Source organism: Microbacterium enclense (assembly GCF_004022425.1).
In the GTDB taxonomy this organism is placed as follows: domain Bacteria; phylum Actinomycetota; class Actinomycetes; order Actinomycetales; family Microbacteriaceae; genus Microbacterium; species Microbacterium enclense_A.
Genome location: NZ_RBZY01000072.1, coordinates 1 through 10,526 on the forward strand (window position 1 = coordinate 1; position 10,526 = coordinate 10,526).

General features: G+C 72.8%; 9 protein-coding genes. 7 read left to right on the top strand and 2 right to left on the bottom strand.

Translation table 11 applies throughout. The features are described from left to right. A partial coding sequence (locus D8Y23_RS14720; RefSeq protein WP_205797262.1) for an EI24 domain-containing protein occupies positions 1-420 on the bottom strand: 420 nt, incomplete at its 3' end. A 56-nt stretch (positions 421-476) separates the two neighbouring features. Here D8Y23_RS14720 and D8Y23_RS14725 point away from each other — a divergent pair. The 5 genes from D8Y23_RS14725 to D8Y23_RS14745 all read left to right on the top strand — a co-directional run bounded on the left by D8Y23_RS14725 (position 477) and on the right by D8Y23_RS14745 (position 6,226). Then, positions 477-1,310, top strand: a complete 834-nt coding sequence (locus D8Y23_RS14725; protein WP_128218841.1) for a hypothetical protein — start codon at positions 477-479, stop codon at positions 1,308-1,310. Positions 1,311-1,417: 107 nt separating this feature from the next. Further along, positions 1,418-3,946 (top strand): ATP-dependent Clp protease ATP-binding subunit, encoded by a 2,529-nt coding sequence (locus D8Y23_RS14730; RefSeq protein WP_128218842.1) that lies wholly within the window; start codon positions 1,418-1,420, stop codon positions 3,944-3,946. A gap of 190 nt (positions 3,947-4,136) precedes the next feature. Continuing rightward, positions 4,137-5,018 carry an LLM class flavin-dependent oxidoreductase gene (locus tag D8Y23_RS14735; RefSeq protein ID WP_128218843.1) on the top strand — a complete coding sequence of 294 codons (882 nt, stop codon included), beginning with the start codon at positions 4,137-4,139 and terminating at the stop codon, positions 5,016-5,018. After that, positions 5,015-5,782: an LLM class flavin-dependent oxidoreductase gene (locus D8Y23_RS14740; protein ID WP_128218844.1), complete on the top strand. Its 768-nt coding sequence runs from the start codon at positions 5,015-5,017 to the stop codon at positions 5,780-5,782. Before D8Y23_RS14735 ends, D8Y23_RS14740 begins: the two co-directional genes overlap by 4 nt. Before the next feature lie 39 nt (positions 5,783-5,821). Further along, entirely contained in the window at positions 5,822-6,226 is a 405-nt protein-coding gene (locus D8Y23_RS14745) for a DoxX family protein (RefSeq protein ID WP_128218845.1), read from the top strand. A gap of 141 nt (positions 6,227-6,367) precedes the next feature. Here the strand turns inward: D8Y23_RS14745 and D8Y23_RS14750 are convergent, their stop codons facing one another. Then, positions 6,368-8,020 (bottom strand): RecQ family ATP-dependent DNA helicase, encoded by a 1,653-nt coding sequence (locus D8Y23_RS14750; RefSeq protein ID WP_240663920.1) that lies wholly within the window; start codon positions 8,018-8,020, stop codon positions 6,368-6,370. Between the two features lie 263 nt (positions 8,021-8,283). Here D8Y23_RS14750 and D8Y23_RS14755 point away from each other — a divergent pair, with 263 nt between their 5' ends. Together D8Y23_RS14755 and D8Y23_RS14760 are read left to right on the top strand one after the other, a co-directional pair. Beyond that, positions 8,284-9,870: an ATP-dependent DNA ligase gene (locus tag D8Y23_RS14755; protein WP_128218848.1), complete on the top strand. Its 1,587-nt coding sequence runs from the start codon at positions 8,284-8,286 to the stop codon at positions 9,868-9,870. 4 nt (positions 9,871-9,874) lie between these two features. Then, positions 9,875-10,501 (top strand): hypothetical protein, encoded by a 627-nt coding sequence (locus D8Y23_RS14760; protein WP_128218847.1) that lies wholly within the window; start codon positions 9,875-9,877, stop codon positions 10,499-10,501. Positions 10,502-10,526 lie beyond the last annotated feature (25 nt).

Sequence of the window (10,526 nt, forward strand, 5' to 3'; positions counted from 1 at the left end):
GCCGCGGGCGATCAGGCGGACGGCATCGCCGGCGGCGCGCCAGAAGCCGTACTCGGCATCCGGGACGCGACCCGTCGCGGTGCGCTCGGTGGCGCGCCAGATGCGGTCGTAGAACGGTTCACCCACGGTGAGGGTGACGGCGGTGAACGACACGATCGCGAGGAAGGCCACCGCTCCGAAGGAGGCCACAGCGATCGCGGTGCGCAGAACCGTCGCCCAGAGCGGGTCCCAGTCGTTAGCGAAGGGCGTCCAGTCGTCCACGACCTCGCCGAGCAGGAAGCCCCAGCCGACGAGCGCGGCGGCGAAGACGAGGCCGACGACGAACCCGGGGATGAGTCCCAGGGCCATCGCGCCGGGGGAGCGGCGCCATTGGCCGAGGCCACGCAGGAGCATCCGGGCACCGGTGAGGAACTCGCGCATGCGGGCATTCTCGCAGAGGTGCCGGCGAGGTCGGAGGACACTGCCAGGATGTGCGCATGCGCATCCGCACGACCTCGACGCAGCGCACGTACCGGTACGTGCGCCTCACAATCCTCGCCGCGACGCTGCTCATCGCCGTCGCGGTGGCGGTCGAGGCGACCGTCGGCGGGCCGCTCCCGTCGCTGAGCGCGGCGTACTACACCCCCGCGGGGCCCATGTTCGTGGCGGGACTCGTCGTGGTCGCGGCGGCGTTCGCGGCGCTGTCGGGGCGCAGCCTCGAGCAGGGGCTGCTCGACCTGGCCGCGATCCTGGCGCTCGTGATCGCGGTCGTCCCCACCACCGTCGAGTCCGAGGTGTGCGGTGGGGCCGCGCGGTGCGTGCCGCCCGCGGTCGTCCCGACCGTGGTCAACAACGGGGTCGCCGTGGCATCCGTGATTCTTGTCGCGATCGTCGCGGCGGTGGTGCTGACCGTCGTGCAGGGCACGCTGTCGCGGGGCGTCGTGCTCACCGCGTGTATCGCGCTCGCCGTCACGGTGGGGCTCGGCGTGTGGGCGCTCGTCGCGCCCGGGGCCTTTCTCGTGCTCGCGCACAACACCGCGGCCGTGGTCTTCTTCCTGCTCATCGGAGCGGTGGCCACGATCGCGGCGTGGAGGCCGCAGCGCGCGCCGCGGCGGTTCCGTCCCGCGTACGCGGCGGTGGCGATCGGCATCCTGATCGCCCTGGCGGGGCTCGGAGCGACGCTCGTGCTGGCGATCGCGGGGGTGGATGTCACGCGCCCCGTGCCGTGGGTCTTCATCGGCGAAGCGGCGGCGCTCGTGTTCTTCGCCGTGTTCTGGCTGCTGCAGACCGTCGAGCTGTGGAACGAGCCGGATCCGCGGGTGCGGGCCTGACCTTCGTTCCCCGGGAATATCCTCGGAGCCCGTCGGTTGAACTTGATACGTCGTCACTCAAGTCGCTAACTTGAGTCGACTCCACTCACGTATCACAGGAGACGGAATTGCCCGAAGATGTCACCCCCGGCGCCGGGGACAACGGCGCCCAGTCGTTCGACGAGTTCCTCGCGCGCTACCTCGCCGGGGAGCGGGCGCGTGCCGAGCGGTCGATCGACCTCAGCCGGTTCCTGAGCGCCCGGACGCAAGAGGCACTCCAGGAGGCCGGTCGGTACGCCCTCGGTCGCGGCCAGCGCGAACTCGACGCGCTGCACGTCCTGCACGTTCTCGTCGGCCAGTCGCCCGCGCGCGAAGCGGTCGCCCGACTCGGCGCCGACCCCGCCGCGATCGCCCGCGCCGCCGAAACCCGACTCCCGGGCGCCGGTCCCGCCGCCGACGTCGACGGTGCCGTCGTGGCGGGATCGGTTCAGCGCGCGCTGTTCCACGCGTTTCAGGTCGCCCGGGCCGCCGGATCCACCTACGTCGACCCCGACCACCTGTTCTTCGCGCTCGTCCTCGCGCAGGACGCCCCCGCCGGACAGATCCTGGCGCAGGCCGGCGTCACCGCCGAGGCCCTGACGCAGGGCGTGCGCGAGACCGTCGTCGGCGGCGAGCAGACACCGGCGCCGGAGGAAACGGCATCCGCGACTCCGAACCTCGACCGCTTCGGCACCGACCTCACCGCGCTCGCCGCGGCTGGTCGTCTCGACCCGGTCATCGGCCGCGCCGACGAGATCGAGCAGACCATCGAGATCCTCAGCCGCCGCACGAAGAACAACCCCGTGCTGATCGGCGAGGCCGGCGTCGGCAAGACCGCCGTCGTCGAGGGACTCGCCCGCGCCATCGTCGAGGGCGCCGTACCCGAGCGGCTGCGCGACACCCGTGTGGTCTCGATCGACCTGGCCGCGATGCTCGCGGGCGCCCGCTACCGCGGCGACTTCGAGGAGCGCCTCACCCAGACGATGGACGAGATCGCCGCTCACTCCGGCACGCTCGTCGTCTTCATCGACGAGGTGCACACGATCGTGGGCGCCGGAGCCGGTGGCGAGGGGGCGATGGATGCCGGGAACATCCTGAAGCCGCGCCTGGCCCGGGGCGAGCTGCACCTCATCGGTGCGACGACCCTCAAGGAGTACCGCACGATCGAGAAGGACCCCGCCCTCGAGCGGCGTCTGCAGCCCGTGCGCGTCGGCGAGCCGTCGATCACCGACGCGATCGAGATCCTGCGAGGCCTGCGCTCGGCGTACGAGGAGCACCACGCCGTGACCTACACCGATGACGCCCTCCGCGCCGCGGTGGAACTCGGTGACCGGTACCTCCCCGACCGCGTGCTGCCCGACAAGGCGATCGACCTGATCGACCAGGCGGGGGCCCGCCTGCGGTTGCGCCTGGGCGCCACCGTGGACGTCTCCGCGCTCGTCGAGCGCCTCGCCTCGCTCGAGGCCGACAAGAACGCCGCCGTCTCGGCCGAGCACTACGAGGAGGCCTCGCGCATCCGCGACGAGATCGCCGCGGTGCAGGAGCGCCTCGACGCCGCCACGGCGGGCCCGCGCCCGGACGCGGTGGTCGGCGAGCCCGAGATCGCCGCGGTGATCAGCCGGTCCACCGGCATCCCGGTCTCGCGTCTGACCGCGGGGGAGCGCGGACGCCTGGCGGGGTTGGAGGACGACCTGCACGCCCGGGTCATCGGGCAGGATGCCGCGGTCACCGCGGTCGCGAAGGCGGTGCGCCGCAACCGTACCGGCATGGGCGACGAGCACCGGCCGGTCGGATCGTTCCTGTTCCTCGGCCCCACCGGCGTCGGCAAGACCGAGCTCGCCAAGGCACTGGCCGGGTCGCTGTTCGACGACGACTCCGCCGTGATCCGCTTCGACATGAGCGAGTTCGGGGAGCGGCACACCGTGTCGCGCCTCATCGGTGCCCCTCCGGGATACGTCGGTTACGACGAGGCCGGGCAGCTCACCGAGCGCGTGCGCCGGAACCCCTACTCCGTCGTGCTGTTCGACGAGATCGAGAAGGCCCACCCCGACGTCTTCACCCTGCTGCTGCAGGTGCTCGACGACGGGCGTCTGACCGACGGCCAGGGGCGCACGGTCGACTTCCGCAACACCGTCATCGTGATGACCTCGAACCTCGGCAGCGAGTACCTGGCATCCCGGTCGGGAGCCATCGGCTTCACCACGACCGGACGCGACTTCGCCGACGACGACCTGCGCGACCGGGTCATGGGCAAGCTCCGCGAGGCCATGCGGCCGGAGTTCCTCAACCGCGTCGACGACATCGTGATGTTCCGCAAGCTCGAGAAGGAGCAGCTGCGCGACATCGTCCGGCTTCTGCTCCAGCGCACCTCGAAGCGCCTCGCCTCTCGCGAGGTCTCCCTCGAGGTTACCGAGGCCGCCGTCGACCGCCTCGCCGAGGTCGGGTACGAGCCCGAGTACGGCGCGCGGCCGCTGCGTCGGGTCATTCAGCGCGAGATCGACGACCGCATCGCCGACCTCTTCGTCTCGGGCGAGCTGGTCGACGGGGGAGCGGTGACCGTGGATGCCACGGACGCCGGGTTCGTCGTGCGGGCCGCCGTGGAGGCGCTCGCCGCGTAAGGCCCCGGGCCCTCGGAACCTTCGGGTTCCGGGGGCCTTCGTGGTGCCGTGCGTGCGGTCGGCCCTGCACACCTCCTGCCGGCCGCCCCGTCCGGCCCTGTTTCGGCCCGCCTGACGCCGTTCTGCAGGAGTTGGACGGATGCCGTGGCGCCCCTGCCCTGAAGTCGGTGGGGCACGGCAGAGTAGGGGCATGAGTCGTATCGGCACGATCTTCAGCCCGTACCCGCACCCGCCCGAGGAACTGCGCGAGGCCGCGCGGGTCGCCGAGGGTGAGGGGGTGCCCGAGCTGTGGCTGTGGGAGGACTGCTTCCGGTCGTCCGCGTGGGCGGCGGCCGCGGCGGCGCTGGCCGTCACCGACCACCTGCGCGTCGGCGTCGGCATCGCGCCGTTCCCACTGCGCAACGTCGCGGCGTCGGCGATGGAGGTCGCCACGATCGAGCGCATGTTCCCCGGGCGCCTGCTGCCGGGCTTCGGCCACGGCGTGCAGGACTGGATGCGGCAGATCGGCGCCAAGGCCGCCTCTCCGCTGACGCTCATGCAGGAGCAGCTCCCCGCGCTGCGTGCACTCCTGGCCGGCGACACCGTGACCACCGAAGGGCGCTACGTGCGGCTGCGCGACGTCGCGCTCGACTGGCCGCCGGTCGCCGCCCCCCGGGTGTACGCGGCGGCCGAGGGGCCGAAGACCCTGCACCTCGCCGGGGCGGTGGCCGATGGCGTGATCCTCGACAGCCGGCACACCGTCGACGAGGTCGCCGACGCCGTGCGCGCCGTCCGCGCCGGGTGGGCCGAGGCGGGCCGCGAGGGGAGCCCCGACATCGTGGCGTACGTCCTCACGGCGTTCGGGCCGGGCGCGACCGAGCGCGTCGGCACCGTGCTGCAGGACCGACCGGATGCCGCCGACCGGGCGCTGGCGGGATCGGTCGGTGAGGTCGCCGAGGGCGTCGCGCGCTTCCAGGCGGCGGGCGTCGACGACGTCGTGCTGCTCCCGACCGACGACGTCGACTTGCATGTGTTCTTCGCGGCGGTCGGTCAGGTCGCCGCCGAGGTTCCCGCCGCGGGTGGTGTGTCGTGAGCCGCGGCGTCGTCTCGATCGGGCTCGCCGGGTCGCTCGGACCCGACGCGGTCGCCGCGATCGCCCCGGCCGTCGAGGCCGCCGGGTTCCACACGCTCTGGATCAACGACACCCCCGACGGTGACGCGCTCGCGGCCCTCGCCGCCGCCGCGCGCGAGACGACGACGCTGAACCTCGCCACCGGCGTCGTGCCCGTGGACCGTCGGCCGGCCGCCGAGATAGCCGCCGACGTGGCATCCCTCGGTCTTCCGCTCGACCGTCTGACCGTCGGGATAGGGTCGGGTATGGCGAAAGAGGGAGCGCTCGCCCGCGTCCGCGAGGCGATCGCCGTGCTGCACGACGCGGGGATTCCGCGCGTGCTCGTCGGCGCGCTCGGTCCCAAGATGCGCCGCCTCGGCGCCGACGAGGCCGAGGGCGTCCTGCTGAACTGGGTGCCGCCGACCGAGGCTGCGGCGCAGGCCGGGGCGCTCGGCTCCGACGCGCACGTCGCCGTCTACGTGCGCACCGCGATCGTCGATGCGGCGCGCGCGAGGCTCGACGCCGAGACAGCGCGGTACGCGTCCTTCCCGAACTACGCCGCGAACTTCGCGCGAATGGGGGTCGATGCCGCCGACACCACCATCCGAGACGTCACCGAGCTCGGCGGGGCGCTCGACGCCTACACCGCGGCGGTCGACGAGGTGGTGCTGCGAGCGATCGTCCCGGAGGACACGTTCGCGGCGTACCTCGACTTCGTGCGACGGACGGGGCCGACGCCGCTCTGACGCGGCCGCCGCCGCCGGCGCGGATGGCAGACTGAGCGGATGCCACGACGCCGAGGTTCCGCCGTCCGTTCCGTCGCGCGCGGGGCGCTGGCAACACTCCTCGTCGCCGCGGGCATCAGTCACCTGACCTGGGGTCGCCGCGGGTACCGCATCGTCGTTCCGGACTGGGCGACGACGCTGCTGCGAACGGACAAGGACGCCATCGTCGTGGCATCCGGGGCCGTCGAGGTGCTGCTGGGCGTGGGGCTCGTCGCGCTGCCGAGGGAGCATCGGCGTATCGGAGCCACCGTCGCCGCGTTCTTCGTCGCGGTGTTCCCCGGCAACGTGCACCAGTGGCGCACCGGACGTTCGGCGCCGGGGCTGAGCACCGATCGCGCGCGGTTCGTGCGGCTGTTCCTGCAGGCGCCGCTCGTGGCGTGGGCGTGGTGGTCGACGCGCGAGTGAGCGGGACCGCCGGAAACGGTCGCGGCACGCTGCGGTCGGTGCGCTCCGCTGTGGGGTGGGGCGATGTGTGTGGCCCCGGGGCGGTAGAGATGGCCCCGGGGCCACGAAGGCCCCCCGCCGCACCGCCCCGCGGCGCGCTCGCTACGCGGCGTCGCCGAGTTCGAGGATGCCGCGGTCGAACGCGGCCCGCGCCAGCACCTTGTAGCCGTGGTCGGGGAAGAACACCGTGAGACGGTCGGCCTCGACGGCCATCACCGTCCCCGTTCCCCACTCGTGGTGGTCGACGACGGAGTCGACGTGGAGGTCGTCGGCCTCGGCGGCCCCGGCATCGGCGGCGGTGACGGGGGCCGCATCGGCGGCGTCGCACCGGTCGCACGTCCCGCAGTGCTCGGGCGCCTCCACGCCGAAGTACTCCAGCAGTGCGCGCCGGCGACAGCGAACGGTCTCGGCGTAGCCGCGCATGATCTCGATCCGAGAGGCGCGGATGCGCTCCTCGGCGTCGTCGCGTTCGCGGACGGCGGCGACGACGTCTCCCGCGGGTGCGTCCGAGGCGGCTGAGATCCCCTCGGGACCCGATTCGGCCAGTTCGCACGCGACGAGTTGCGTGAGGACGCGTCCGATCGCACGGGCCGAGCGGCCGCTCTCGTCCGCGATGTCCTTGGCGCGAAGCGGGGCCTCGCTTCGGCGCAGCGCGTCCCACACCCCGGCGATGTCGGGTCGACGGCTGTGTCCGCCGGCGAAGAACGACCGCAGCGAGAAGTCCTCGGCGCGGTAGTGCAGGACGGCACGCGCCGGCTGCCCGTCGCGCGCGGCGCGGCCGATCTCCTGCGCGTACGCGTCGAGCGACTCGGTGACATCGGCGTGGATCACCCACCGTACGTCCGACTTGTCCACCCCCATCCCGAACGCCGAGGTGGCGACGACGACGTCGATCTCGCCTGCACTCCAGGCCGCGTGGACCTCGTCCCGCCGCTTCTGCGCCATGCCGCCGTGGTACGGCGCTGCTCGGAGTCCGCCGTCGGCGAGCTCGGCCGCATAGGCGTCGGTCTCCTTGCGGGTCGCCACGTAGAGCAGCGTGGGGCCATCGGCATCCCTCACGTCTTCCAGGACCGCGCGGCGCTTGTCGGCGTCGGTCTCGTGGCGGCGCACCGACATGTGGATCTCGGGGCGGTCCATGCCGCGCACCTCGAGGTGCGGGTCGCGCATGCCCAGGCTCGCGACGATGTCGTCGCGGACCGGACCGGATGCCGTGGCCGTCAGCGCCAGCACCGGGGGATGTCCGAGCGCCTCGACGGCGTCGCCGATGCGCGCGTACTCCGGGCGGAAGTCGAAGCCCCACGCGGACACGCAGTGGGCTTCGTCCACCACGACCAGGCGGACGTCGGCCCGTTTCAGCCGGTCGAAGACCTCGGGTTTGGAGAGCTGTTCGGGGGCGAGGAAGGCGTAGACTGCCTCGCCGCTCTCGATCGCGGCCCAGGCCGCCGTGCGTGCTTTCGCGCCCGTGCGCGAGTTCAGGGCCACGGCGGCCGGAGCGTCCGGCGCGGCGTCGATCGAGGCGATCTGGTCGCGTTGGAGGGCGAGGAGCGGTGAGATCACGACGGTCACCCCGCCCAGTTCGCATCCCGCGATCTGGTAGACCGCCGATTTGCCCGCCCCCGTCGGGAAGACGACGAGAGTGTCGCGACCGCCGACGACCGCGTCGATCGCCTCGGCCTGTCCGGGCAGGAGGGCATCCCATCCGAAGACCTCGCGGGCGGTGCGGGCGGACTGTTCGGCGGTGGCGGGAGCGTTCACGTGACCTCGTTCCTGGGGGAGGACACCAGCACACGCCACGGATCGGCGACGCAATCGGGGGTTGCGGAGAGCCGCGCGGTGTGATGAGTGGCGGTCGTCGCGGCGACGACCGCCGCTGTAGTGGCCGCGATAAACGCGATTCGCGACGAGAAACGGGGTGCGAACGCGTTTCTCGTGGTGGATCGCGTTTCTCGGCGATGGCATCCGCAACCCCGGAGCGCAAGTCGATCCGCGATGTCGGAGCGGGATGCCAGGATGCCCCCATGCTCTTCGGTGAACTGCAGGTCGCGCTGGCGACCGTGGCCGCCACCCGCTCGCGCCTGGCGAAGGTGGACGCCCTCGCCGGCGTGCTCATCCGGCTCGCGCCGGACGAGATCGTGCCGGCGCTCGGTGTGCTGACGGCGGCACCGCGGCAGGGGCGGCTCGGTGTCGGGTGGCGCACGCTCACGGCCCGGGGCGGCGATCACGCCGAAACGGGGTCGCTGACCGTCGCCGACGTCGACGCGGCGTTCTCGGAGCTCGCCGCGATCTCCGGCAGCGGTTCGGGTGCCGTGCGCACCGCTGTCCTCGCCGATCTGTCGCAGCGGGCGACCGCCGACGAGTGGGACCTGCTCGTCCGCGTCATGACGGGTGAGCTGCGGACGGGGGCGCTCGAGGGCGTGCTCCTCGACGCCGTCGCGCGCGCCGCGGATCGCGACGGCGAGCTCGTGCGCCGCGCCGCGATGCTCTCGGGCGACCTCGGGGAGACGGCGGTGGTGGCCTTGACCGGATCGGTGGAGGAACTGGCATCCATCGGGCTCGTGGTGGGGCGCGGCGTGCAGCCCATGCTCGCCTCGACGGCGGCGTCGGTCGACGAGGCGCTGACCGTGGCGGGGCTCTCGTCGGTCGAGTACAAGCTCGACGGGGCGCGCGTGCAGGTGCACCGTCACGGCGACGAGGTCCGGGTCTTCACCCGCACTCTGGCCGACGTGACGCATCGGGTGCCCGAGATCGTCGAGGCCGTGCGGGGGCTGCCGGTGACGGACGTGATCCTCGACGGCGAGACGCTGTCGCTCGACGACGACGGTGCCCCGCGGGCCTTCCAAGACACGATGGCCCGCTTCGGTGCCGAGACCGCGCGCGAGATCGCGCTGCGGCCGTGGTTCTTCGACCTCCTGCACGTCGACGGTCGCGACCTCGTCGACGAGCCGCTCTCGGAGCGCCGGGCCGAGCTGGAGCGCATCGCCGTCGACTTCCTCGTCCCCTCGCTCGTCACGGCTGATCCGGATGCGGCCGAGGAGTTCTCGCGGGCCGCCCTGCGCGCCGGACACGAGGGGGTCATGGTGAAGGGTGTCGACGCTCCCTACACGGCGGGCCGGCGCGGCAAGAGCTGGCTGAAGGTCAAGCCCGTGCACACCTTCGATCTCGTGGTGGTGGGCGTCGAGTACGGGTCGGGGCGCCGTTCGGGATGGCTGTCGAACCTGCATCTCGCTGCGCGCGACCCGGAGGGGGCGTTCGGCGCTGCGGGTGGCTTCGTCATGGTCGGCAAGACGTTCAAGGGGCTCACCGACGAGCTCTTGCGGTGGCAGACCGCGCATTTCTCCGAGCGTGAGATCGGTTCCGTGTCCGGTGGAATCCGGGTGGCGCCCGACACCGTCGTCGAGATCGCGATCGACGGCGTGCAGCGCTCGACGCGCTATCCCGGCGGCGTCGCTCTGCGCTTCGCGCGCGTGAAGGGGTATCGCCCGGACAAGCCGGTCGGGGAGGCCGACACGATCGAGACGCTCCGCGGGCTGCTGCCCGGCGCGGGCGCGACCGACGACGCGGGTGCGTCGCCGATGGCGGCGGGCGCGGGCCCGACGGAAGGGTGAGCCGATGAGCCGTGTGCCGTGGTGGGACGGGGAGCTGGAATACCGCAGCTTCGGGACGCCGGGCGCGCCGCGCGCGATTCTCGTGCTGAGGACGGGGGACGGCGCAACGATCGACCCCGACGTGCGCGTCACCTCGGGCTTCGACGTGCGGATCGTCACGGTGGGTCTCGACGCGCCCGAGCTCGAGGATCCGCCCGCGTTCGGTGGTCAGACCGCGGCCGGACTCACCGTCGACGCCCTGCGGGACCTGCTGGCGCGTGAGGCGCCCGGCACGTCGATCGGACTCGTGGGGGAGCGGTCGGCGGGTCCGATCGCCGTGCACCTCGCCGCCGCGATGGGACCCGTCGTCGATCGACTCGCGATCGTGGGCGTGCTGAGCCCGACCGACCCTCTGAGCCGTGATCTGCACACGCCGCTGCTCGATGAGGTCGTCGCCGACACCCTCGTCGTCGTGGGCGGCGACGGGCCGGCCGGGGTCCACGATGCCGAGTGGTACGAGCGGCGCATCCCCTCGGCGCGTGTCGAGGTCATCGCCGCCGACGACCTCGACACCATCAACGGGCACGTGACTCTGTCAGCGGTCTGGGCCAGCGTCCTCGCGCACGTGGCCCCCGGCGCGGAGCGTCGCTGACGCGCGCGGCGCGGCGCCGCTCACG